This is a genomic window from Caballeronia sp. Lep1P3 (genome assembly GCF_022879595.1).
Taxonomy (GTDB): Bacteria; Pseudomonadota; Gammaproteobacteria; order Burkholderiales; family Burkholderiaceae; genus Caballeronia.
This window is the reverse complement of record NZ_CP084266.1, coordinates 849,519-873,198: the sequence shown is the minus strand read 5'-3', so window position 1 is coordinate 873,198 and position 23,680 is coordinate 849,519. Positions and strand designations below refer to the sequence as shown.

Annotated in this window: 18 protein-coding genes; 15 read left to right on the top strand and 3 right to left on the bottom strand. The window is 65.4% G+C overall.

From position 1 onward, the window contains the following. Positions 1-5 precede the first annotated feature (5 nt). The 9 genes from LDZ27_RS18535 to LDZ27_RS18495 all read left to right on the top strand — a co-directional run bounded on the left by LDZ27_RS18535 (position 6) and on the right by LDZ27_RS18495 (position 8,882). Positions 6-1,226: an AAA family ATPase gene (locus LDZ27_RS18535; RefSeq protein ID WP_244816344.1), complete on the top strand. Its 1,221-nt coding sequence runs from the start codon at positions 6-8 to the stop codon at positions 1,224-1,226. Next, the gene (locus LDZ27_RS18530; RefSeq protein ID WP_244816343.1) at positions 1,226-2,632 is read left to right on the top strand and encodes a CpaF family protein; all 1,407 of its coding nucleotides are present in this window, start codon (positions 1,226-1,228) and stop codon (positions 2,630-2,632) included. Before LDZ27_RS18535 ends, LDZ27_RS18530 begins: the two co-directional genes overlap by 1 nt. After that, positions 2,629-3,603 carry a type II secretion system F family protein gene (locus tag LDZ27_RS18525; protein ID WP_244816342.1) on the top strand — a complete coding sequence of 325 codons (975 nt, stop codon included), beginning with the start codon at positions 2,629-2,631 and terminating at the stop codon, positions 3,601-3,603. Before LDZ27_RS18530 ends, LDZ27_RS18525 begins: the two co-directional genes overlap by 4 nt. Next, complete coding sequence (locus LDZ27_RS18520; RefSeq protein WP_244816341.1) at positions 3,600-4,562, top strand: type II secretion system F family protein; 963 nt, start codon at positions 3,600-3,602, stop codon at positions 4,560-4,562. Before LDZ27_RS18525 ends, LDZ27_RS18520 begins: the two co-directional genes overlap by 4 nt. Next, positions 4,559-5,395, top strand: a complete 837-nt coding sequence (locus tag LDZ27_RS18515; RefSeq protein WP_244816340.1) for a tetratricopeptide repeat protein — start codon at positions 4,559-4,561, stop codon at positions 5,393-5,395. The genes LDZ27_RS18520 and LDZ27_RS18515 overlap by 4 nt, the downstream gene beginning before the upstream one ends. Then, the gene (locus LDZ27_RS18510) at positions 5,392-5,874 is read left to right on the top strand and encodes a TadE/TadG family type IV pilus assembly protein (RefSeq protein ID WP_244816339.1); all 483 of its coding nucleotides are present in this window, start codon (positions 5,392-5,394) and stop codon (positions 5,872-5,874) included. The genes LDZ27_RS18515 and LDZ27_RS18510 overlap by 4 nt, the downstream gene beginning before the upstream one ends. Then, the gene (locus tag LDZ27_RS18505) at positions 5,871-6,521 is read left to right on the top strand and encodes a TadE/TadG family type IV pilus assembly protein (RefSeq protein ID WP_244816338.1); all 651 of its coding nucleotides are present in this window, start codon (positions 5,871-5,873) and stop codon (positions 6,519-6,521) included. The genes LDZ27_RS18510 and LDZ27_RS18505 overlap by 4 nt, the downstream gene beginning before the upstream one ends. Beyond that, positions 6,518-8,308 (top strand): TadE/TadG family type IV pilus assembly protein, encoded by a 1,791-nt coding sequence (locus LDZ27_RS18500; protein ID WP_244816337.1) that lies wholly within the window; start codon positions 6,518-6,520, stop codon positions 8,306-8,308. The genes LDZ27_RS18505 and LDZ27_RS18500 overlap by 4 nt, the downstream gene beginning before the upstream one ends. A 70-nt stretch (positions 8,309-8,378) precedes the next feature. Beyond that, positions 8,379-8,882, top strand: coding sequence for a DUF6496 domain-containing protein (locus tag LDZ27_RS18495; RefSeq protein WP_244816336.1), 504 nt, complete (start codon positions 8,379-8,381; stop codon positions 8,880-8,882). Here the strand turns inward: LDZ27_RS18495 and LDZ27_RS18490 are convergent. Beyond that, positions 8,879-9,796: a LysR family transcriptional regulator gene (locus LDZ27_RS18490; protein ID WP_244816335.1), complete on the bottom strand. Its 918-nt coding sequence runs from the start codon at positions 9,794-9,796 to the stop codon at positions 8,879-8,881. The two genes, LDZ27_RS18495 and LDZ27_RS18490, sit on opposite strands and share 4 nt — an antisense overlap. 123 nt (positions 9,797-9,919) lie before the next feature. Here LDZ27_RS18490 and LDZ27_RS18485 point away from each other — a divergent pair, with 123 nt between their 5' ends. Both LDZ27_RS18485 and LDZ27_RS18480 read left to right on the top strand, forming a co-directional pair. Further along, positions 9,920-10,699 carry a transporter substrate-binding domain-containing protein gene (locus LDZ27_RS18485; protein WP_244816334.1) on the top strand — a complete coding sequence of 260 codons (780 nt, stop codon included), beginning with the start codon at positions 9,920-9,922 and terminating at the stop codon, positions 10,697-10,699. A gap of 26 nt (positions 10,700-10,725) precedes the next feature. Further along, positions 10,726-11,850, top strand: coding sequence for a succinylglutamate desuccinylase/aspartoacylase family protein (locus LDZ27_RS18480; protein WP_244816333.1), 1,125 nt, complete (start codon positions 10,726-10,728; stop codon positions 11,848-11,850). 9 nt (positions 11,851-11,859) lie between these two features. Here LDZ27_RS18480 and LDZ27_RS18475 read toward each other — a convergent pair whose 3' ends face one another. Both LDZ27_RS18475 and LDZ27_RS18470 read right to left on the bottom strand, forming a co-directional pair. Continuing rightward, positions 11,860-12,666 (bottom strand): class I SAM-dependent methyltransferase, encoded by an 807-nt coding sequence (locus tag LDZ27_RS18475; RefSeq protein ID WP_244816332.1) that lies wholly within the window; start codon positions 12,664-12,666, stop codon positions 11,860-11,862. 161 nt (positions 12,667-12,827) lie between these two features. Continuing rightward, a complete protein-coding gene (locus LDZ27_RS18470) occupies positions 12,828-14,828 on the bottom strand; it encodes a glycoside hydrolase family 28 protein (protein ID WP_244816331.1) in 2,001 nt (666 codons plus the stop codon). A gap of 272 nt (positions 14,829-15,100) precedes the next feature. On the opposite strand from LDZ27_RS18470, the gene LDZ27_RS18465 reads away from it, so the two are divergent. From LDZ27_RS18465 to LDZ27_RS18450, 4 genes are all read left to right on the top strand, one after another. Next, entirely contained in the window at positions 15,101-15,988 is an 888-nt protein-coding gene (locus LDZ27_RS18465; protein ID WP_244816330.1) for an alpha/beta fold hydrolase, read from the top strand. Positions 15,989-16,149: 161 nt separating this feature from the next. Continuing rightward, on the top strand, positions 16,150-21,972 hold the full coding sequence (gene uvrA, locus LDZ27_RS18460) for an excinuclease ABC subunit UvrA (RefSeq protein ID WP_244816329.1): 5,823 nt from the start codon (positions 16,150-16,152) through the stop codon (positions 21,970-21,972). Continuing rightward, the gene (locus tag LDZ27_RS18455) at positions 21,969-22,358 is read left to right on the top strand and encodes an ACT domain-containing protein (protein ID WP_244816328.1); all 390 of its coding nucleotides are present in this window, start codon (positions 21,969-21,971) and stop codon (positions 22,356-22,358) included. The genes uvrA and LDZ27_RS18455 overlap by 4 nt, the downstream gene beginning before the upstream one ends. A 37-nt stretch (positions 22,359-22,395) precedes the next feature. Next, the gene (locus LDZ27_RS18450; protein WP_244816327.1) at positions 22,396-23,676 is read left to right on the top strand and encodes a DUF445 domain-containing protein; all 1,281 of its coding nucleotides are present in this window, start codon (positions 22,396-22,398) and stop codon (positions 23,674-23,676) included. The last annotated feature ends 4 nt before the right edge of the window (positions 23,677-23,680 follow it).

Sequence of the window (23,680 nt, the reverse complement as noted above, 5' to 3'; positions counted from 1 at the left end):
ACATCATGAGCACCACAGAGATCAGTTTCCTCAAGGGCAAGCAGGGCGCGCGCAATGCGGACTTCATCGCGTTCGTCGCGGACCGCAAGACCGAGCAGGTCCTGAAGAGCTTCGTGCTCGAGCAGGCGATGCCGCACGCGCATGTCGCCGTGGGCAACATCGAGGATGCGATCGCGCATCTGCAGAAGGTCGAGCGCTCGCCGCTCTTCCTGCTGGTGGACCTCGAAGGCTCGGTGATGCCGCTGTCCGATCTCGGTCGGCTCGCGGAAGTCTGCGAGCCTTCCGTGCAGGTCGTGGCGATAGGCGAGCGCAACGACGTGGGCCTCTTCCGCAGCCTGCTGAAGATCGGCGTGCGCGACTATCTCGTGAAGCCGCTGACCGTCGATCTGCTCAAGCGCACCGTCAGCGTGGCCGAAGGCAAGGTCAGTCCGGTCACGCTCGCGCGCGCGGGCAAGACCATCGCGTTCGTGGGCGCGCGCGGCGGCGTCGGCGTGACCACGCTCGCGCTCAATCTCGCGCGCCATCTCGCCGAGGACACGCACCGGCGCGTCGCGTACGTGGACCTCAACATGACGGGCGGCGCGGCCAACAGCATGCTCGGCATCGAGAGCAACAACGGTCTTACCGACGTGCTTCAGAACGTGCATCGGCTCGATCCGCAATATGTCGAGCGCACGCTGGTTGCGAACGGCAGCCGCATGTTCGTGCTGTCGGCGGACGCCGGTTACGGCGCGAAGAAGCAGTTCGAGCCGGGCGCGCTGCATCGCGTGGTGGAGCTTCTCTGCGACAGCTTCCATTACGTGATTCTCGATATCGGCGACCCCAACGACGTGCTTGCCTCCGAAGCCTTCGATCACGCCTCGCGCGTCTATCTCGTCGCGGACCGCTCGGTGCATGCGACGCGCGAGACCATCCGGCTTTTGCGCTACGTCGAGGATCGCGACAACAATCCGCCGACGTCCGTGCTGCTCAACAATCCGAACGCCGCCAGCGCGGGCAAGGTGGACACGACCGATTTCATGACCGCGGTGGGGCGCAACGTGCTGCACGAAGTGCTGTTCGAATCGAAGGCGCTGGCGGCTGCCGAGAACCTCGGCGAAGCGCCGCGCGAGCGCGGGCAGAACGGCTTCACGCAGGCCATCGCGCGCATCGCGAACGATCTCACCGGGCAGCACGCGGTGGTCGAGCGCAGCTTTCTGCGCAAGCTCGGCCTGAGGAAGTTCTGATGTTCGGCCAGAAGCACGCGCGTGCCGACGGGGGCGTCGCGGTGAGCGAGCGCGCGAGCGCACCCGCGCCGGCGCCCGCCGAGCCGCCGGTCGTCGCGCTCGCAAGCGACGCCGCGCGTGCGCCCGCGAGCGACGGCAGCGAAGCCCTCGTGCGCTCCGATCTCTTCAGGACGATTCGCGCAGGCGTGTTCGCCGCGATGAATCCGTCGGCTGCGGTCGGCAAGACGCGCGAGCAGATGAAGCCGGGCGTCGAGGCGCTCGTGCTCGATGTCGCGGCGCGCGAGCGTCTGAACATCACCATCGCGGAGCAGGTGCAGATCGTCGGGGAATTGCTGAACGACATGTTCGGCCTCGGCCCGATCGAACCCTTGCTCGCCGATGAAACCATCACCGACGTGCTCGTCAACGGCCCGGATCAGGTCTATGTCGAACGGCACGGACGGCTGGAACTCACGAACTGCAAGTTCCGCGACAACACGCATGTCATCAACGTGGCGCAGCGCATTGCGGCGGCCGTGGGGCGGCGCGTGGACGAAAGCAGCCCGATGGTCGATGCGCGTCTCGCCGATGGCAGCCGCGTGAACGTCGTGCTGCCGCCGCTCGCGATTCACGGCGCATCCATTTCCATTCGAAAGTTCTCCAAGCGCAACATCACGCTGCATCGCATGTCGCAGCAGGGCAACATGTCGGCGGCGATGGCAACCGTGCTCAAGCTCGCGAGCACATGCCGGCTGAACGTGATCGTTTCGGGCGGAACGGGTTCGGGCAAGACGACGCTGCTCAACGCGCTGTCGCATTTCATCGGGCACGGCGAGCGCACGGTCACCATCGAGGACGCCGCCGAACTGCAGCTCGTGCAGCCGCATGTCGTGAGCCTCGAAACGCGCCCCGAGAACGCGGAAGGGCTCGGCGCGGTGACGCAGCGCGATCTCGTGCGCAACGCGCTGCGGATGCGCCCCGATCGCATCATCCTCGGCGAGACGCGCGGCGCGGAAGCCTTCGACGTGCTTCAGGCCATGAACACCGGCCACGACGGGTCCATGACCACGATCCACGCGAACACGCCGCGCGACGGCATCACGCGTCTGGAGAGCATGGTGATGATGGCCAACGGCAATCTGCCGCTTCTCTCCATCCGGCGGCAGATTGCGAGCGCCGTGCATCTGATCGTGCAGATCGAGCGCATGCGCGACGGCATGCGGCGCGTGACGCGCATCACGGAACTCGTCGGCATGGAAGGCGACGTCATCATCACGCAGGACCTCTTCACGTTCCGCTACGACGCGAGCGCCTACAGCGAGGAAGTGAAGGGCGTCTACGAATGCGCCGCCGTGCGGCCCGCCTTTGCTGCGCGCGCGGCCTATTACGGCCTCGAAGACGCGCTTCTCGACGCGATGAAGCCATGAACCTCGTCAACCTGCTCACCTTTGCGTCCTTCGCGTGCGCGCTGCTCGCGGGCATCATGGTGTTCATCCTTCAGGACATGCGCGGCCAGCAGCCGCCTTCGCGAATCCGCGCGCGCATGCACCAATCCTTCACGCAGCATGGCGTTTCCGCAGGCGCGGCCGCGGGGCCGGAGCTGGACGTGTTTCGCATCGACCGCGCGGACAATGCGATCTCGCGCTGGCTCGGTCCGCGCCGTGCGCGCCTTTCCACCGTGGCCGGAAAGAACGGCGTGCGTCTCGTGATGGGCGCGGCGGTTCTTGCCGAGATCGTCGCGTTGACGATGGCGAAGTTCATGCCGCTGCCCGAACTCGTCAAGCCGGTCATCGTCGTCGTGCTGCCGGTTCTCGCGCTCGGCCAGGCATACCGCTATCTCGTGGCGCGCTTTCGCAAGCGCTTTCTCGACGGCTTTCCGGATGTCATCGACATGATCGTGCGGGCCGTGCGTGCGGGCGTGCCGGTCACGCAGGTGATCGGCTCGGCGGCCGCCGAATGCCGCGAGCCGCTCAGAAGCGAATTCAGGCTGATGGCCGATTCGCTGCAAGTGGGCCTCGATCTGGAAGAAGTCCTCAACGTGGCGATGCATCGCATCGAAATCGCGGACTTCTCGTTCTTCTGCGTGTGCCTGCTGCTGCAGCGCGAGACCGGCGGACAGCTCGGCGAGACGCTGGAGAACCTGTCAGGCATCGTGCGCACCCGGCGCGAGATTCGCCAGAAGACCAGGGCGCTGACCGGCGAGGCGCGCATCACGACCAAGATTCTCGCCGCCATTCCGATCGTCATCATGCTGTCGCTCTACGCCATCAACCGCTCGTATCTGATGGTGCTGTTCAACACCGAGTCGGGACACAAGCTCCTCACCTTCGCGGTCATCTCGATCGTGGTGGGGATGATCGTCATCGGCAAAATCTCGAAGTTGGATACCTCGCGATGAATCCGGACAACGCACAAACGCTCGCCAATCTGCTGATGCTGCTCGGTCTGTTCGCCGCGCTCGCGCTGTGGTGGCAGCGCAAGCATGGCGGCGCGCGCGGACGCATCGCGGAGCGTGCGCGCGCGGCGGCGCAGCGGCAGCAAAGCGAGGACGCCGCCGAGAACGACGAGAACTCGCCGCTGCGTTCGGGCGTGCTGCGGCGGCTTTCGCGCCTTGGCGACAAGATTCCGCTCTTCGACGCGAAGTATCGCCTGAAGCTCCAGAAGGAAATGGTGCGCAGCGGCTACCGGGGCGAGCGTGCGGTATCGGTCCTGCTCGCCGTGAAGTTCTGCTGCGGGCTGTGCTGCGCGGCGCTCACGGTCATGTTCGGCGCGCATCTGCCGATGGTCGGCGAATATCCGGCTGCGCGCGGCATCGCCATGCTGATGGCGTTCGTCGTCGGCATGATCCTGCCGGAATACGTGGTCGCGTTTCAGGCGTCGCGTCGCCGAAAGGCGATGGCCGCGTGTCTGCCCGACGCGCTCGACCTGCTCGTCATCTGCACCAACGCGGGCAACAGTCTCGGCGTCTCGATCCGCCGCGTGGCCGACGAGATGAAGACCATCTGTCCGCCGCTTTCGGGCGAGTTCGCGCTTGCCGCCGACGAGCTCAAACTTTCCGGCGACAGCACCCGCGCACTGAACAACCTGGCCGAACGCATCGACCTGCCGTCGATCCGCGCGCTCATCTCCACGCTCACGCAGTCCATGCGTTACGGCACGCCGATCACGCAGGCGCTACGCACGCTGTCGCGCACCGAGCGCATCGCGCACATCGTCTCGCTCGAGGAAAAGGCCGCGAAGCTCGCGCCGAAAATGGTCGTGCCGATGATGCTCTTCATTCTTCCGGCGATCATCGCCGTCGCGGCGGGGCCCGCCGTCATCCAGTTGCTTGCGTTTATCGCCGGAGCTTCGAAATGAAATCTGTTATTTATCGCGCCGCATGCATCGCGGGCGCGGCCGCATTCGCGTTCGCGGCGGCTGGCTGCACGACGACCGTGCGGCAGGTCGCGCAAACGCGGCCGCTCACGCAAAACAGTTCGCCGAGCGCGATGAGCGAACTGCACATCGCCGATACCGCGCTCGAGTCGAACAATCTCGAACTCGCTACCTCGCTGTACGAACGAATCGTCCAGGCCGATCCGAACTCCGTGCCGGGACTGACCGGACTCGGCAGCACGCTGTATGCGGTCGGCGACTACACGCGCGCCGGCGTCTATTTCGAACGCGCGAGCAAGCTGGATGCGCAGGCCATCGCGCCGCTCGTGGGCATCGGGCGCGTGGCGATTCATCAGCGCCGCTTTGACGACGCTATCGCCACGTACCGGCGCGTGCTCGCGATGAAACCCAACGATCCGCTGGCCTCGGCGGGGCTCGGCGCGGCGCTCGATCTTTCGGGCAAGCACGCAGAGGCGCAGGCCGTGCTGCGCGATGCGCTCGCGGCGAATCCCGGCGATCCGGTGCTTTCGCTCAATCTCGGGCTGTCGCTCACGCTCGGCGGCGATCCGCGCCAGGGCGCGAACGTGCTGCTCGACGTGACGCGTTTTCCGGCTGCGCCCCCGCAGGCGCGTCAGGACCTCGCGCTCGCTTACGGGCTGCTCGGCAACGACGACGCGGCTGCCGCGATCCTGTCGACCGATCTGCCGAAGGACTCCGTGCAGGACAATCTGCGCTTCTACCAGTTGCAGCGCACGCGCGCGGCGCAGAACCTGGCGCTCAAGGGCGTGACGGTCTCCGAGGCGAGTGTCCGGTGAAAAGCCACGCGATGCGCGCGTTCACGCGACGCTTCCTTCGCGATGCCGGCGGCGTCTCGGCGATCGAATTCGCGATCCTCGGGCCGGTCGTGTTCATCCTCGTTCTCGCGACTGTGGAGATCGCGCTCGACATGTTCGTGGATGCGTCCGTGCAGATGGCCGCGCAAACCGCATCGCGCGTCGGCCTGACGACGACGGTTCCGGCGAACACGACGCGCGACGCCGAAGCGAAGCGCATCGTCAATGCGATGCTTCAGGAGTGGACCAACGTGGGCGGCACGGTGAGCATCACGGCGCAGTCCTACAGCAGCTACAACGACATCGGCGGCACGAGCTATCAGACATCGATGGGCGGCTTCGGCGATGTCGTCGCTTACAACGTGAGCGTGACGATGCCGACGTTCTCGGGCATTCCGAAGCTCTTCGGCATCGAATCGATGACGTTCCAACGCAACTTTATCGTCCAGAACGAAAAATGAAGCCAGGGGAAAGATCGGCGCGCGCCGCGTGGCGCACGCTGCTGCGCTCGGACCGCGGCAGCGCGGCGGTGGAGTTCGTGGTGATCGTGCCGCTCATGCTGCTCGTGCTGCTCGGCTTCACCGAGATGTATCTCTACATGCGCGCCGTGAGCCTCGTGGAGCATACGGCGTTCACGCTCGCCGATTCGATCGGCCAGATGACGCAAGTCATGGACGATTCCTCGACCACCGGTTCCAACAACCTGGGCGCGATCTGGAACGCGGCCACGCTGATTGCCGCGCCCGAGACGCTATCGAAGCAGGGCGGCGTGGTGGTCACGTCCGTCTGCGAACAAGCCTCGAGCTGCAACGGACTCGTGACGAGCGTGTCGAAAACGCCGGGCGTCGCGAAGATTCTGTGGCAGAAACAGGCGCCGTGGAACGCGAGCGGCATGAGCACGCACATCACGCCGACGAGCATTTTGCCCACGGGCTGGCCGTTTCGGAACGGCGACTCCGCCGTGATCGTCGAAGTGTTCTATTCGTACACGCCGTTCTCCATGACCGCGCCGTTCTGGCAGAGCGCGCCGGGCACGCAGACCATCTACGAGCGCGTGGTCGTGCGTCCGCGCACCGGACAGTCGCTCACGCTTCAGCCGCAATCATGAGCAAGACGCAAAGCCGCGCCTCGCGCGCACTTTTTGCCCGCGACGACGGCGCGGTCTCGATGGTCTTCGCGGTGTTCGCGAGCGTCATGATCGGCGCGATGTGCATGGCCTACGACGCGATCCACGACGAAATGGCGCAGGCGCGTCTGCAAATGGCATCGGATGTCGCCGCGTTGTCCGCGGGTGCGAATCTCGCGCACTACGACATGACGCAAGCGTCGGATATCGCGCAATGGAAGGCCGACGCCTATGCGTACTTCGGCGCCAACATGCCGGGCGAATACTTGCAGTTGAGCGTTCCGGACAAAAACCTCAACATCGACGTGAGCGGCACGCCCGCCACGGGACAGGTCATCAACTTTTCGGTGAAGGGCAGCATTCCGCTTCTCGCGCCGATCTTCCTTAAGCAGTCCGCGCAAAGCGGCGGCGGCGGCAGCAGCGGCGGCGCGACGGATGCGCCCGACACCGCGACCGTCACCGCGAGCAACACCGTGCTGCGGCAGCCGAAGAGCACGCTTGAACTGGTGATGGTGCTGGACAACACCGGTTCGATGGCCGACAGCGCGACGGGAAGCCGCTACGGAAGCACGAAGATCGCGGGCTTGCGCACGGCGGCGACGAACCTCGTCACGAGCGTGTTCGGCCAGAGCAACAACGATTCGTATATCGGTCTCGTGCCTTTCACGACGATGGTGAATCTCAAGAACGTGCTGCCGTCGAACGGAAGGTGGATCACGCCGAGCTTCGCGTACAACCCGACGAACGTTTCGATGGCGGCGAAAAAGAACTATCCGGGCTCCGGCTGGCACGGCTGCGCGGTCGAACCGCGCGACGCGGGCGGCAATCTGTATCCGAAGGCCTACGCGCCCAAGGATTCGCCGGGCTTCACGCCGTGGTACTACAACGTGCCGCCGGGAGGATTCTCGATTGTCAACGCGAACCGGTCTTCGAACGGAAATTACGGTTCCAGCTGCACGCTCACGACGAACAAAGTCATGGGCGTGCCGCTGACCTTGCAGAGCCAGGGCTATACGTCCCTATGCGGCGGCGCAGCGGACAACGCGACCATCACGGACCTCTGGTATCAATCGACGGACAGCAACGCGTCCACGTCGACCATCGATCAGAACTACAACATCAACGGCTCCTCAACCGGTCCGTGCGAGATGGCACCGGCGCTCTTCCTCTCGAAGGATGCGAACACGCTCACGTCCGCGATCTCGAACATGCAGGCCAACGGTTCGACGCTCATTCCGAGCGGTCTGTTGTGGGGCTGGCGCATGCTGTCGTCGGACTGGTCGGGCAACGTGGCGGGCAATAGCGGCTTCATCTCGACCGATACGAGCCTGCCCCGGCCTGAGACGACGCAGTCGCTGCAGCGCGTCGTGATCGTGCTGACCGACGGCGAGAACGATCTCGGCGCGGCAAGCGGCATCATGCCCGCGCCTTCGTTCAACGGCGTCTCGGGCGTCGGCGACAGCACGCTGCGGGCGCCCACCGTGATGCGGCCCGATGGCTCGACGCTGAAGGACGGCTCGATGACGTCGCTCGACGACATCAACGCGTTTCAGCTCGGCGTGTGCTCGGCGATGAAGCAGAGCGGCATCATCGTGTATTCGATCACGTTCGGCACCTACGGCACCGATGCCGCGAGCGTCGCGGCGCAGCAGACGATGCAAAGCTGCGCGACGCCCGGCAACTACTATCACGCGCCGACGAACGCCACGCTCGACACGATCTTCCAGCAGATAGCGGGCAGTCTGGGCGTGCTGCGTCTCACGCAATAGAAGCGCACCAACGCGGGCACGCGCGTTGCTCGCGTAGCCGGTACGACCTCACTTCGCAAGGAGTACCGACATGCCCGAGAAGAAAACCGTGAAGCGCGCAGAGAAAGCCAAGCGCGAAGGCAAGTCCGCGAGCACGCAGGCGGGCGCGTTCGTGAAGGAACAGATCGACCACGTTCGCGAAGGCAAGCACGGCGCGAAGTCGGCCAAGCAAGCCATTGCGATCGGCTTGTCGGAAGCGCGGCGCGCGGGCGTCAAGCTGAAGACGCCGAAGAAGGGCGAAGCATCGGAAGGCACGCGCAAGAAAGCCGCGCAGGACACGAAAGCCGCGCATCGCAAGACGAAGAGCCCGAGCACCGAATCGAAGGCGAAGCGCTCGGCTGCGTCCACGCGCGTGCTCAAGCGCGAGAGCACGAAGGCGGCATCGCCCAAGTCGCTGTCGCGCCAGGCGCATGCGAGCGCAAGCCGCCGTTCCGCCGCCGACCGCTCCGCTGCCGCCAAGAAGGGCTGGGCGACGCGGCGCGCGCAGGCCGCGGGCAAGAAGTCCGCTTCGAACTCGCGTCACGCTTCCCGTTAAGGCCCGGTTCGCGCGGGCAGCATGCGCGCGAACGAGACGGCCATCGACGCGAGTTCCTGCGCGGCGGGCGTGAGCGGCGCGCCCGCGCGTCTGAGCAGACACACCGGCGTGCTTGCCGCGCGTTCGGCGACAGGCACGCTCACGATGTGCTCGCGAAAGAACGCATGCTGCGCGAGGCTCGCCGGTTCGAGCGCGAGATAGTCGCTTGCGGCGACGCAGTGCATCGTGTCGAAGACGGCTTCCGTTGTCGCGGCGACGCGCGGCAGCGGCAAGCCGGCTTGCTCGAAAAGCGCAAGGAGCTTGTTGCCGCGCTGCTGCTTGTGCCGTGTGCTGACCCATTGCGCGTCGCGCAGATCGGCGAGCGTGCGGGATGCCGCGAGCGGATGACCGCGCCGCGCCATGACAGCGACATCGGAGTTGAAGAGGCGCGTCGTTTCCATGTCGTGCAGATCGGCATCCGGTGCGATCAGCGCGAGCGCGAAGTCGAGACTGCCCTCGCGGACCCACGAAGTCAGCACGCGCGAAGTCGCGCTCGTCAGATGCACGTCGATACGCGGGCATCGTTCGCGAAAGCTCGCGAGGAGCGCGGGAAAAAGGCGCATCGTGGCTTCGGCGGCGAGACCGAGCGATACGCTTCCCATCAGTTCGCCGCGCAACTGCCGCATTTCCTGCTCGGTCTTTTCGCATTCGCCCAGGATGAGATCGGCGCGCACGCGCAGGCGTTCGCCGATTTGCGTCAGCCGCACGCCGCGCACATCGCGCTCGAAAAGCGGTGCGCCGGCATTCGCCTCCAGCTTGCGCAACTGCTGCGTGATGCCGCTCTGCGCGATGCAAAGCCGCCGCGCCGCCGCGCGCAAGCTGCCCGCTTCGGCCACCGCGACGAACATGCGCAACTGCGCGAGAGTCAAGTCCACGATGTCCTTCCCGCCCGATCGCAAAAGGTGATCATGATAAGCAAAACGCCTCTATTAAGGCGCATTTTGCACTCGTACCATCGGCAGGACGATTCCTTCGATTCCTTCGATCATCCAGCGCACATGCCCAACATCACGTCGTCGTTCATAGCCGCTTTGCTTGCGGGCGCGCTCGCCGCGTCGCCCGTTCTCGCGAGCGAGGCCGAAACCTTGCGTCTCGGTATCGATCCCGGCTATCCGCCGATGGACGTCAAGACGCCCGACGGTCACGTCGCCGGCTTCGATGTCGATCTCGGCGATGAAATCTGCCGGCGCATCGCGATGCATTGCCAATGGGTCGAACTCGAATTCTCCGGGATGATTCCGGCGCTCAAGGCGCGCAAGATCGACGGCATCATGTCGTCGATGGCGATCACCGACAAGCGCATGAAGCAGATCGCGTTCTCGACCAAGCTCTTTCAGTTCCGCTCGCGTTTGATTGCGAAGAGCGGGGCGGCGCTGACCGCGAGCGCGGACGGATTGCGCGGCAAGCGCGTCGGCGTGCAGAGCGGCAGTCAGTTCGAGACTTATGCGCTCAAGAACTGGCAGCCGGGCGGCGTCGAAGTGGTCGCGTATCAGAGTCAGGAAGGCGTGTTCAACGATCTCGTCGCGGGCCGAATCGATGCCGCGTTGCTCGGCTCCGTCGAAGCGGAAAACGGCTTTTTGAAGACGCCGCGCGGCGCGGGCTTCGCGTTCGTGGGCGCACCGCTTTCGATGGGCGATCATGGCGTCGGCATGGGCATGCGTCTCGACGATACGGCGCTCAAGGCGAAAGTGGACAAGGCCGTGACCGACATGCGCGCCGATGGCACATACCAGAAGATCGCGCGCAAGTACTTCGACTTCGACGTCTACGGCGATTAATAACGAATAATACGGATCACTAAGCAATGCACATTCAACGCACGCCGCTCGTCACGACGACGCTCGGCACGACGCGCGAGCTCGTCAGCTTTCATTTCGGCACGCCGGGCGCGGGCGAGAAGGTTTATGTCCAGGCATCGCTTCATGCGGACGAGACGCCCGCGATGCTCACCGCATGGCGGCTCAAGCAGCGTCTCGTCGAAATCGAGGCGAGCGCGCGCATGCGCGGCGAAGTGGTGCTCGTGCCGGTGGCGAATCCCATCGGTTTGTCGCAGCATCTGCTCGGGCAGTTCATCGGGCGCTTCGAGGCGAATAGCGGCCAGAACTTCAACCGCAATTTCCCGATGCCGGCGGCAAGCGCGCTCGTCGAGCGCATCCGTGGCCAGTTGTCGAACGAAGACGCGGCGCACAACGCGCGCGTGCTGCGCGCCGCCGTGCGCGACATGCTCGCCGCGACGACGCCGCGCAACGAGTTCGAATCGCTGCGCCTTGCGTTGCTTACGCAAGCATCGGATGCGGATATCGTGCTCGATCTGCATTGCTCGCTCGAAGCGACGATGCATCTCTACACCAGCCCCGCGAGCTGGCCCGCGCTCGAGCCGCTCGCGCGCTACATCGGCGCGAACGGCGTGCTGCTCGCAACCGATTCGGGCGGCCAGTCCTTCGACGAGATTCACGCGTTGTTGTGGAACGAAGTGCGCGCGCTGCTCGGCGAGCGCGTGCCGCTCGGCGCACCGAATATCGCGGCGACGCTCGAACATCGCGGTCAGCGTGACGTCGGTTATGACGATGCTTCGCGCGATGCCGAGGCCATCGTCGAGTTTCTGATTGTGCGAGGCGTCATCGACGGAAGCGCGCGCGAACTGCCGCCGCTCGCGCACGCCGCGACGCCGCTCGCGGGCAGCGAACAATTGATTGCGCCGGTGAGCGGCATCGTCGTGTATCGCGCGTCGGTCGGGGCGTTCTTGAAGGCGGGCGATGCCGTGTTCGATATCGTCGATCCGCTGACCGACGCGGTGACGACCGTGACGACAAAAAACGACGGCGTGTTCTATATGCGTCGCGCGACGCGCTTTGTCTATGCGGGCGCGCCGATGGGCCGGGTGACGGGCGAAAGGGCGTTTAGAAAGGGCGTGCTGATCGGGGCTTAGCCGTGAGCCTTATTCGTCGCGAGTGGAACAGGGTGTGACCGTGTACCGCGAAATCCAGTCGGGAGGTTCATCCCGATAGAGGAAATGAAAGCCGTCACTGAACGATGCGGCTTTCATACCGACAGTCGAAGCAATATGCGCAAGGGCTTTTGGCGTGAAAAAGGATATATGCCCATTTCTCGGCGCGCAGTACCACCAATTGCCGATTCCGATTGTCTCGATATCCGGCGGAGTGACGAGCGTGCTGAAGAGAACGATTCCTTGCGGTTTGAGAAGACGCGCGAGTTCCGCCATCAGGTCTCGGGGAGCCGCGTGATGCTCGAACACTTCGAAGGCGAGAACGACGTCAGAGCGCTGCGGCTGCGCACGCCGGTTTTGAATCGCGCCGTAGGGATCGTATGAGTCCACTTTGACGAATCCGCGCGCCTTGAGCTTCTGTTCCAAGAGGCCGTTACCGGAGCCGTAATCGAGAATCTCCTGACCTGCCAGTTCGGGAAACTGACTGGCGAGCGCATTGGCATTGCTCTGCGGCCTCGCGTCGAGATAATCGGGGTCTTGCCGGATGTAGTCGTCGTTATAAATGTATTTCGCGAAAGCGTGACTTCCCCAGTCGTCGAACGCCGTCGTGAAAACAAAGCCGCATTCGGCGCAACGATAATAATAAACAGGGACGCCTGCGTAAGGATCGACTTTACGGCCTGCGGCGCGATCCGCGCAGCTTTTGGAAAAGTCGCAAACGCCGAAGAGAAACGCTCGGCCAGAACAGCACTTGCATATCGATTCGTTCGCGGCCACGCGCATTCGTTCGGGAACCATGATCTACCTCCTGATCAGAGGGGCGCATGATAGCCGACTTCGGAATTGTTCTATAAGAACGACGTGGTAATAATGCGTGTCGTCCGGCGATTATTCAATGATGAGCCAAACATGCGGGGCGCGTCTCGCATTTGCGACGCGTCGGCGCCCCGCACCAGCGACTATCGCGCGTCGGTCACCGTCTGATTCAACGTCTTGCCTGCAATCACCGTGTTCACGAGCGCAATGTCATGCACGTTGTACGCGTAGATCGGTCCCGGCGTCGTTGCCGTAGCCGGACCCGCCGCGACCGGCGTGCCGAAGTCGCAATTGGTGATCGTCACGCCGGTGATGGCCGGAATCGCGGGCGTCGGCGCGGGGCCGTTGTAGTCGAACGCGACCGGACCTTGCGCGACGATCGCCTGAAAGCACGATCCCGTCACACCGTTCAGGTTCACGTTGCTCGCCTTCACGTTCGAAATGTTGACGTTCTGGACGAGCGCGGGGCGCGTGCGGATCGCGTCCTTCGAGGGCTGATAGTCGCAATCGAACGTGATGATACCGCCCTGCGCCGCCGACGGATTCGCCGCGCTCGCCGTCACCACGCCGAGCGGCACCGTCGAGTTGATCGGGCTGCCGGCCAGCAGGCTGCTGCCGTAACCGGAAGGCGTGAGGCTCACGCCGTTCGGCAACGTGACGTTGTCCACGTAGAAGTCCTTCACGAAGCCGCCGCGGTTCATATTGGTTTTCACGCGAATCGCGATGTTGAGCGAGTTCGTCGCCCAGAACTGATTGAGCATCTGCAGATTGCGCGCGTAGATGTTCTGCACGCCGCCGCCCATTTCGCTGCCGAGCGTGATGCCGCCGTGGCCGCTATTCATCGTGCAGTTCTGGATGACGTGGTTTTGCGCGGGACCGTATTGCGTATCCAGGTCCTTGCCGGACTTGATCGCGATGCAATCGTCGCCCGTATTGAAGGTGACGTTCTCGCACAGCACCATGTCGCACGCGTCGGGATCGAAACCGTCGTTGTTCGGGCCGATGCTGTCCACCGTCACGTTGCGGATCACCACGTTCTTGCAATCGGTCGGATGATGCTGCCAGAACGGCGTGTTGATGGTGCGATAGCCCTGCATCAGCACGTTCGTGCAGCCGATGAACTCGACCATGCTCGGCCGCAGATAGTGGCCGATGCCGAAGATGCGCTTTTCGATCGCGACGCCCGCTTCGGAGAGCGCGGGCAGATAGTTCTGGTCCTGCTGCCAGGGCGTCGCCGGGTCGGTGAGCTTCGCGTAGAGCGTGCTCGCGATGCCCGGCGCGGCCGTCATCAGATCGACGTTGTTCGGATTGACGAATGCCTGCGACGGCGTGGACGAGCCGGCGTAGCCGTATGCGCCGCTGTTGCCCTTGTACGTCCACCAGCACGTCGCGGTGTTGCCGCTGCCGGCGAACGGGGTCATCGCCTGGCCGTTCAGCACGGACGTGTCGCCTTCGCCGGTGATCGCCACGTTCGTCTGGTTGCGCGCGTAGATGGGCGTGCCGTAGTTGAGGCAGTCGTTGGCCTGCCAGCGGCTGTAGTAGAGCTTGCCGTTCGCGCCGCAGTCCACGGGGCCGTCTTTCGCGAAGTCGGCCGGATTCGGGCTGAAGAAGATCTCGCAGTTCGCGCTCAGGTGGAAATCGACGTTGGATTGCAGCACGATCGGTCCCGCGCAGTACCAGTTCCCCGACGGCACGACGACGCGCCCGCCGCCCGCCGCGCTGCACGCCGCGATGGCCGCGAGGAACGCGGGCCGCGAGTCGAACGAGTTCGGCGCCTGCGTCTGATTCGCGCCGGTGCTGACCGGCGACTTCGCCGGATCGGTGTACGGGCTCGTCGCGGCGACGACCGTGCACGGTTGCGCGCCGTAATCGGTGACGAGGAACTGCCGGCTCGGCACCATCGACGTCGAAACGTTCTTCAGCGCGTTGATGATTTGCGTCGCCGAACCGGACGGCCCCCAAATCGGGTCTGCCGCCGGGGTCGGGGTCGTCGAGGGCGTGCCGGAGTCATGGTGTCCGCCGCAGCCCGCGAGCACGCTCAGGCTTCCCAAGCCGCCGAGAAGCGGCGCGCTCGCCGACACGCCGGCGAACTTGAGAACGGTGCGACGTCGGGGAGAGGCGGGGGTGCGAGGCGGCTGCTTCATGTGTGTCTCCAATCCGGTCCTGCCGGTTGTCAATAGAAACGATGTCGTACAACATCGATGCGGTTCTCCGCGTGTTCGGAAATCGTTTTCCTGCGAAGAAGATACCGGGCTGCGGGCGCCCGGGTGATGAGGATTTTCCCGTAAGGAAGCGATTACTCCCCGCCGGAGTACTCATACGACGACAGCCGTCAGTTTTGCCATCCGCGGCTAAACACGAACGTTTCAAACGCCGGTTCTAGAATCGAGGTTTCCGACTTCAGAACGGAGTTGCCATGATCGACGACCGACACGCCCGCACGCCGACGCTCGATATCGCCTACGCCGATTCCGGCCCCGCCGATGGTCCCGTCGTCATCCTGCTGCACGGCTGGCCGGACGCGGCCCGCGCGTGGACGCCGGTCGCGGCGCGGCTGAACGCAGCCGGCTTCCGGGCCGTCATCCCGGCGCTGCGGGGCGCGGGCGACACGCGCTTTCTGCGCGCCGACACCGTCCGCGATGGGTCCGGCGTCGCGCTTGCAAAAGATGCGGTCGATGTCGCCGATGCGCTCGGCATCGCGCGTTTCGACGTGGTCGGCCACGATTGGGGCGCGCGCGCCGCATACACCGTCGCGGCGCTCTTTCCCGAACGCGTGCGGCGCATGGCGGCCATCGCGCTCGCGTTTCAGCCGCGCGGGGCGTTCACGCTGCCGCCGTTCGCGCAGGCGAGGCGCTTCTGGTATCAGTGGTTCATGTCGCTCGATGGCGGCCCGGACGCGGTCGCGGCTGACCCGAAGGGCTTCGCGCGCATCCAGTGGGACACGTGGTCGCCGCCCGGCTGGTTCGACGAAGCCGAGTTCGCGGCAACCGCGCGCGCCTTCGAGAACCCGGATTGGGTGCCGGTCACGCTCAATGCGTATCGGCGGCGCTGGCGCGGCGATCAGCCGTCCGACCCGGCGCTTGCGCCGCTCTATGAACGGCTGCCGACGATCGAGCGCATCGGCGTGCCGGCGCTGATGATTCAGGGCGGCGCGGATTCCTGCGACGACGCCGCGATGTCGGAAGGACAGGAGGGCTGCTTCACCGCAGGATACCGGCGCGTGGTCATCGACGGCGCGGGGCATTTTCCGCCGCGCGAAGCACCCGACGCCGTCGCCGATGCCTTGCTCGAACATCTGACTTGAGCGCTTAGCGGGCGAGCTACTTGCAACGCAGTGACGCATGAACGCACGCCCCCGGCACATCGTGCGGCCGGTACTGTATGGGTGTACAGTACCGTTCGCTGCGGCGGCGCATACCGCCCACGGCTCGCGAAGCCGTCCATCTCATTGAACCGGTTGAAAAATTGGCATCGAACAACGCAATCCGCATTCGCGGCGCCCGTCAACATAATCTCAAGAACCTCGACCTCGACCTGCACACCGGCCAGATGACGGTCGTGACCGGCCCGTCCGGTTCCGGCAAGTCCAGCCTCGTGTTCGACACGCTCTACGCCGAAGGCCAGCGCCGCTACGTCGAAACGTTCAGCGCCTATGCGCGCCAGTTCCTCGACCGGATGGACCGCCCGCAGGTCGACCGCGTGGACGGCGTGCCGCCCGCCATCGCCATCGACCAGACGAATCCGGTGCGCAGCTCGCGCTCGACCGTCGGCACGATGACCGAGCTCAACGATCACCTGAAGCTCTTCTACGCGCGCGCCGCCGAACTGTTCGACAGGAAGACCGCGCATCGCGTGCGGCACGACACGCCCGAGACCATCTACGCGGATTTGCTCGAACGCACGCGCGAAGGCGATCCGCGTCTCGCGATCACCTTTCCCGTCGAGTTGCCCGATGCGACGAGCGACGACGAAGTCACGCAGTGGCTATCCGCGAGCGGCTATACGCGCGTGCAGGCGAAGCGTCACGTCGAAACAGAAGCGGGCGCGCGGCAAGTGCTGGACGTCGTCGCGGACCGATTCCGCCTGCAGAACACGGAGCGCTCGCGCGCGCTGGAAGCCATCGAAGGCGCATTGCTGCGCGGCACCGGCCGCGTGAACGTCTATGTGCTGAAGGACGAAGGGGAGCCGGACATCTGGCGTTTCTCGACTGGCCTGCATAGCCCGGAAAGCGATCTGCGTTACGCGGACCCGCAACCCGCGCTGTTCTCCTTCAACTCGGCGTATGGCGCGTGCGAGATGTGCCGCGGTTTCGGGCGCGTGATCGGCGTGGACTACGGTCTCGTGATTCCGGACGAGAAAAAGACGCTGCGCGATGGCGCCATCAAGACGCTGCAAACACCCGCGTGGAAAGAGAATCAGGACGATCTCGTGCGCTACGGATCGAAGGCCGGCATCCGGCTCGGCGTGCCGTGGAGCGAACTCACGCAGAAGGAACGCGACTGGGTCATCGAGGGCTCGCCCGACTGGAGCGGCAAATGGCAAAGCCAGTGGTACGGCGTGCAGCGCTTCTTCGACTATCTGGAGTCGAAGGCGTACAAGATGCACATTCGCGTGCTGCTGTCGAAATACCGCAGCTATACGACGTGCCCCGCGTGCGCGGGCGCGCGCCTGAAGACGGAATCGCTGCTGTGGCGTCTGGGCACGAAGGAACAGGCCGACGCCGTTCTCGCCCCCGCCGACCGCTTCATGCCGAACGGCGTCGACTGGAGCCGCGAGCAGCTCGAAGCGCTGCCGGGCCTGACCGTTCACGATCTGATGCTGATGCCGATCGAGCGCATTCGCCGCTTCTTCGATTCGCTCACGCTGCCTTCCACGCTGCTCGACGAAGCGCTCAAGCTCCTGCACGCCGAAGTCCGAACGCGCCTGAAATATCTCTGCGACGTGGGCCTCGGCTATCTGACGCTGGATCGCCAGAGCCGCACGCTGTCGGGCGGCGAAGTGCAGCGCATCAATCTGACGACCGCGCTCGGCACGTCGCTCGTCAACACGCTCTTCGTGCTGGATGAGCCGAGCATCGGGCTGCATCCGCGCGATCTGAACCGCATCGTCGAGGCGATGCATCGCCTGCGCGACGCGGGCAATACGCTCGTCGTCGTGGAGCACGATCCTTCGGTGATGCTCGCGGCGGACCGTCTCATCGACATGGGACCGGGGCCGGGCGAGCGCGGCGGGCAGATCGTCTATGACGGCACGCCGGGCGACATCCAGTCTGGCGACACGCTCACGGGCGCTTATCTGGGCGGTCGCAAGCAGGTGGCGCATGCGTCGAACTGGAATCGCCGCGCGGTCGATGCGAACACGCCGCGCCTCGTTCTGGAAGGCGCGCGCGATCACAATCTGCGCGACGTGACGGTCGAGATTCCGCTGGAACGCCTCGTCTGCGTGACGGGCGTTTCGGGTTCCGGCAAATCTACGCTGATTCAGGACGTGCTCGCGCCCGCGCTGATGCGTCACTTCGGCCGTGCGACCGAAGCGCCCGGCGCGTTCCGCGCGCTCAAGGGCGCGGAGCAACTGGGCGATGTCGTGTTCGTCGATCAATCGCCGATCGGCCGCACGGCGCGCTCGAATCCGGCGAGCTATGTCGGCGCGTTCGACGAAATCCGCAAGCTCTTCGCGAAGGCGCCGCTCGCCGCGCAGCGCGGCTACGGCGCGAGCATGTTCAGCTTCAATTCGGGCGATGGCCGCTGCCCGACTTGCGGCGGCTCGGGCTTCGAGCACGTCGAAATGCAGTTTCTGAGCGACGTGTATCTGCGCTGCCCGGACTGTGACGGCAGGCGTTATCGCGCGGAAATTCTCGATGTGAAGATCGAGCGCGGCGGCCGCGAACTGAGCGTCGCGGACGTGCTGGAATTGACGGTCAGCGAAGCCGTCGAATGCTTCGCGAACGACGCCGAAGTGCTGCGCGTGCTGCAGCCTATCGTCGATGTCGGTCTCGAATACGTGCGCCTCGGCCAGCCGGTGCCGACGCTGTCGGGCGGCGAGGCGCAGCGTCTGAAGCTCGCGGGCTTCCTCGCGGAAACGTCGCAGGCGAAGAACAGCGAAAGCCGCCTCTTCATGTTCGACGAACCGACCACCGGCCTGCATTTCGACGACATCGCCAAGCTGATGCAGGCGTTGCGGCGGCTGCTGGAACGCGGTCATTCGCTCATCGTCATCGAGCACAATCTCGACGTGATCCGCGCGGCGGACTGGATCATCGATCTCGGTCCGGAAGGCGGCGACGGCGGCGGGCAAGTGGTCTGCGTCGGCACGCCGGACGATGTCGCCGCGTGCGAGGCGTCGCATACGGGCCGCGCGCTCCTCGACTACGAAGAAGCGCTGAGCCCTGGCGCGGCGGAAAAGCGCGCGGGCGTGCCGCTGCAACTCGCGGCGGAAGTGGCGAGCGCGCGCCGCGCGTTGCAGGGCGAGGACGTGGTGCGCATCGTGAATGCGCGCGAGCACAACCTGAAGTCGCTCGACGTGGATATTCCGCACAACAAGTTCAACGTCGTGACGGGCGTGTCCGGTTCCGGCAAGTCGACGCTCGCGTTCGACATTCTTTTCCACGAAGGCCAGCGCCGCTATCTGGAATCGCTCAACGCGTATGCGCGCTCCATCGTGCAACCGGCGGGCCGCCCGGAAGTCGATGCCGTCTACGGCATTCCGCCGACCGTCGCCATCGAGCAGCGCCTGTCGCGCGGCGGGCGCAAGAGCACGGTCGCGACGACCTCGGAAGTCTGGCACTTCCTGCGCCTCCTGTACGTGAAGCTCGGCATTCAGCACTGCATTCACGATGGCACGCCGGTTCAGGCGCAAAGCTCCGAACAGATCGCCGCGCAGCTTCTGCGCGACTTCAAGGGGCAGCATGTCGGCTTGCTCGCGCCGCTCGTCGTGAATCGCAAGGGCGTGTACACCGATCTCGCGAAGTGGGCGAAAGCGCGCGGCAACACGCATTTGCGCGTGGACGGCGAGTTCCACTCCGTCGATCCGTGGCCGAAGCTCGACCGCTTTCGCGAACACACGATCGAGCTGCCGGTCGCGGACCTCGTCGTATCGGCGGAAAACGAGGCCGACCTGCGCCGCCTGCTCGATGAAACGCTCGAAATCGGCAAGGGCGTGATGCATCTGTGCGCGCCGCTCGACGGTCTGCACGGCGCGCTTTCCAACGGCAAGCGTCGCGGCAAGGAAGAAACCATCGTGTTTTCGACGAGGCGCGCGTGTCCCGTCTGCGGCACGAGTTATCCGGAACTCGATCCGCGCATGTTCTCGTACAACAGCAAGCATGGCTGGTGCAATACGTGCGTCGGGACGGGCGTCAAGCTCACGCGCGAGCAGCGCGCCGCCTTCGACGACACCGTGTTCGCGCAGGACGATCGCGGCCGCGAGCAGAGCATCGGATCGGTGGATCAGGAACCGGACGATATTGTCGATCAGCCGTGCCCCGACTGCGAAGGCACGCGCCTCAATGATGTCGCGCGCGCCGTCACGTTCGGCAATTACCCGATCACGGAGGTCGGACGCTGGACCGTCACCGACACGCGCGAGTGGATCGCGTCGCTGAAGCTCGCGGGCCGCGACGCCGACATCGCCCGCGACGTGGTGAGCGAAATCGAAGGCCGCCTGCAGTTTCTCGAAGAAGTCGGGCTCGGCTATCTGAGTCTGGATCGCGCCGCGCCGACGCTCTCGGGCGGCGAAGCGCAGCGCATCCGGCTCGCCGCGCAGCTCGGCAGCAACCTGCAAGGCGTGTGTTACGTGCTGGACGAACCGACCATCGGGCTGCATCCGCGCGACAACCTCATCCTGCTTTCCGCGCTCAAGAAGCTGAACGACAAGGGCAATACGCTCGTCGTCGTCGAGCACGACGAGGACACCATTCGCCGCGCGGATCACATCATCGATATCGGGCCGGGCGCGGGCAAGCGCGGCGGCACCGTGGTTGCGCAGGGCAGCGTGACGGACCTCGCGGCGCACAAGGCGTCGCTCACCGGGCAGATGCTCGCGAACCCGATCGTGCATCCGTTGCAGCCGCGTCGCGAAGTGCGCGCCGCCGTGGGCAAGCGGCCCGCCGTACCGGAACAATGGCTGACGGTCGAGAACGCGACGCTGCACAACCTGCGCAACGTGACCGCGAGCGTGCCGCTCAACCGGCTCGTCGCGATCACCGGCGTTTCCGGCTCCGGCAAATCCACGCTCGCGCGCGACGTGCTGATGACCAATCTGCTCGATGCCGTCGGCCGCTCGGTGCTCTCGTCGCCGGCCGTGCGACGCGCGCGCAAGACGGCGCAGGCGTCCGAGACGGGCAAGGCCGCCGCGAAATCCCGCGCGAGCGTGCTTGCGCGCGAAGCGCCGCGCCCGAAGTTCGATGTCGTGCATGCATGGCAGGGCTGCTCGGGCGTGACTGGCTTCGAGGCGATCGACCGTGTGCTCGAAGTCGATCAGACGCCTATCGGCAAGACGCCGCGCTCGTGTCCGGCGACGTACATCGGCATGTGGGACACCATCCGCAAGCTCTTCGCCGATACGCTCGAAGCCCGCGCGCGCGGCTACACGCCGTCGCGCTTCTCGTTCAACACCGGCGATGGCCGCTGCCCCGCGTGCGAAGGCCAGGGCGTGCGCACCATCGCGATGAACTTCCTGCCGGACGTGAAGGTGCCGTGCGACGTGTGCCACGGCCAGCGCTTCAATCCCGAAACGCTCGCGGTGACGTGGCGCGGCAAGAACATCGGCGAAGTGCTGACGATGGAGATCGACGAAGCGGTGGAATTCTTCGCGTCGATGCCGAGCATCGGGCATCCGTTGCAGTTGATGAAGGACGTGGGCCTCGGTTATCTGACGCTCGGCCAGCCGTCGCCGACGCTGTCGGGCGGCGAGGCGCAGCGCATCAAGCTCGTGACGGAGCTGTCGAAGGTGCGCGACGACATCACGCGGCGCGGCCAGAAGCCGCCGCATACGCTCTACGTGCTCGACGAGCCGACGGTCGGCCTGCACATGGCGGACGTCGCCAAGCTGATTCGCGTGCTGCACCGGCTGGTGGATGGCGGACATAGCGTCGTCGTGATCGAACACGATCTGGATGTGATCGCCGAAGCCGACTGGGTGCTCGACCTCGGGCCGGAAGGCGGCGTGAACGGCGGAACCATCGTCGCGGCAGCCGATCCGGATACGCTCGCAAGTCATCCGCGAAGTCATACGGGAACGGCGCTGCGGCCTGTGCTGGGACGCACGCATCGATCGGAAGACGCGGCATGAAGGATCTCGACACGCTCATCGCGTCGATGCAGCCGGAGTTGCAGCCGGGCGTGTACGTCTTCGCATCGCTGCCGCACGACGCGCCGCTGACCGGCGCGGGCGTCGTCGCGACGTTTCGCGAGCGCGAGGGCGTGACCGTCGTCATGGAAGAGGGCGCGGCGACAGCGGCCGGACTCACGCCGCTGTTTCGCGCCGCGTGGATCACGCTGACCGTGCATTCGGACCTCGACGCGGTCGGGCTGACGGCGGCGTTCGCCGGCGCGCTCGGTGCGGCGGGCATCAGTTGCAACGTCATGGCGGCGGCGTATCACGATCATCTCTTCGTGCCGTTCGACGACGCCGGCCGCGCAATGGACGCGCTCTTGAAGTTGCAGCAAGGGCGTTGATATGCTGGCGCCCTTTCCACCACCAACGACCAAGTAGATGGAAACGCAGGATAAAGCCGTAGCGCTCAGAAGAATGAAGTGGTTCGCCGCCGCGCTGCTGGTTGGCGCGGGCGTGCTGTTCGCGCTCGCGAAGAGCCAGCACGATGCCGGCGCGTGGGCGTGGGTCTCCGCGTTCGCGGAAGCCGCGATGGTCGGCGCGCTCGCCGACTGGTTCGCCGTGGTCGCGCTGTTCCGGCATCCGCTCGGCGTGCCGGTTCCGCATACCGCGATTCTCCCGGCGAACAAGGCGCGCGTCGCGGACAACCTCGCGGTGTTCGTGCGCGACCGTTTTCTCGGCACCGATGCGCTCGTCGCGCGCGTGAACGCGTTCGACCCGGCGAGCCGCCTCTCGATCTGGCTCGCGGAGCCGAAAAACGCCGAGTTGCTCGGCAACCGCGCGGTCGGGGCGGTCGGGCAGCTGCTTTCCTTTATCGACGATACGCGCGTCAAGTCGATGCTCTACGAAGCCATCCGCCGCCGCGCCGATGCCTTCGATCTTTCCGCCGCCGCAGGCCATCTGCTCTCCACGCTGACCGCCGACCGGCGTCATCAACTGCTGCTCGACGAAGGCCTGAAGCAGCTTGCCGGGTGGCTCGATAAGCCCGAAGTGCAGGAAATGCTCGCGGCGCGCATCGTCGCGGTGGCGGGCGAGGAGTATCCGAAGCTTGTCGGCATGCTCGGCTTCGTCGGGCTGGACGCCGGCGACCTCGGCAACAAGTTCGCGGCGGGACTCGTGCGCGGCGCGAATCAATGGCTGCACGACGTTACGAGCGATCCCGAGCACGAGCGCCGCAAGGCGTTCGATGCCGCCGTCGAGCGCTTCGTCGAACGGCTGAAGTCCGATCCGGCGTTCAAGGCGCGCATCGACGAGCACAAGCGCGAATGGCTCGACCGCCCCGAACTGCGCGGTTACGTGAACGGCCTCTGGGACGAATTCACGACGTGGCTCGCCGCCGACCTGAAGCGCCCCGATTCCGCGCTGCACGGCAAAGTGGTGGAAGTCGCGGCGGGCTTCGCGCAGGCGCTAGGCGGCGATCCGCTCCTGCGCGACTCGATCAACGAGCACATGCGCGACGCGTTGAAGGCGCTCGCGCCCGAACTGCGCGAAGGCATTGCGAAGCACATCGCCGCGACCGTCAAGCAATGGGACGACGCGACGCTCGTGCGCGACGTCGAACTCAATATCGGGCGCGACCTGCAGTTCATCCGCGTGAACGGAACGCTCGTCGGCGGCGCGGTCGGCCTGCTGATTCACGCGGTGACGGTGTTCGCGGCGTGATCGC

Excerpts from the sequence above, each read along its gene's own strand:
- LDZ27_RS18475 (WP_244816332.1), bottom strand. The coding sequence starts at position 12,666 with ATGGTTCCCGAACGAATGCGCGTGGCCGCGAACGAATCGATATGCAAG.
- LDZ27_RS18530 (WP_244816343.1), top strand. The coding sequence starts at position 1,226 with ATGTTCGGCCAGAAGCACGCGCGTGCCGACGGGGGCGTCGCGGTGAGC.
- LDZ27_RS18485 (WP_244816334.1), top strand. The coding sequence starts at position 9,920 with ATGCCCAACATCACGTCGTCGTTCATAGCCGCTTTGCTTGCGGGCGCG.
- LDZ27_RS18450 (WP_244816327.1), top strand. The coding sequence starts at position 22,396 with ATGGAAACGCAGGATAAAGCCGTAGCGCTCAGAAGAATGAAGTGGTTC.
- LDZ27_RS18495 (WP_244816336.1), top strand. The coding sequence starts at position 8,379 with ATGCCCGAGAAGAAAACCGTGAAGCGCGCAGAGAAAGCCAAGCGCGAA.
- LDZ27_RS18480 (WP_244816333.1), top strand. The coding sequence starts at position 10,726 with ATGCACATTCAACGCACGCCGCTCGTCACGACGACGCTCGGCACGACG.
- LDZ27_RS18535 (WP_244816344.1), top strand. The coding sequence starts at position 6 with ATGAGCACCACAGAGATCAGTTTCCTCAAGGGCAAGCAGGGCGCGCGC.
- LDZ27_RS18465 (WP_244816330.1), top strand. The coding sequence starts at position 15,101 with ATGATCGACGACCGACACGCCCGCACGCCGACGCTCGATATCGCCTAC.
- LDZ27_RS18470 (WP_244816331.1), bottom strand. The coding sequence starts at position 14,828 with ATGAAGCAGCCGCCTCGCACCCCCGCCTCTCCCCGACGTCGCACCGTT.
- LDZ27_RS18500 (WP_244816337.1), top strand. The coding sequence starts at position 6,518 with ATGAGCAAGACGCAAAGCCGCGCCTCGCGCGCACTTTTTGCCCGCGAC.
- LDZ27_RS18525 (WP_244816342.1), top strand. The coding sequence starts at position 2,629 with ATGAACCTCGTCAACCTGCTCACCTTTGCGTCCTTCGCGTGCGCGCTG.
- LDZ27_RS18520 (WP_244816341.1), top strand. The coding sequence starts at position 3,600 with ATGAATCCGGACAACGCACAAACGCTCGCCAATCTGCTGATGCTGCTC.
- LDZ27_RS18515 (WP_244816340.1), top strand. The coding sequence starts at position 4,559 with ATGAAATCTGTTATTTATCGCGCCGCATGCATCGCGGGCGCGGCCGCA.
- LDZ27_RS18455 (WP_244816328.1), top strand. The coding sequence starts at position 21,969 with ATGAAGGATCTCGACACGCTCATCGCGTCGATGCAGCCGGAGTTGCAG.
- LDZ27_RS18505 (WP_244816338.1), top strand. The coding sequence starts at position 5,871 with ATGAAGCCAGGGGAAAGATCGGCGCGCGCCGCGTGGCGCACGCTGCTG.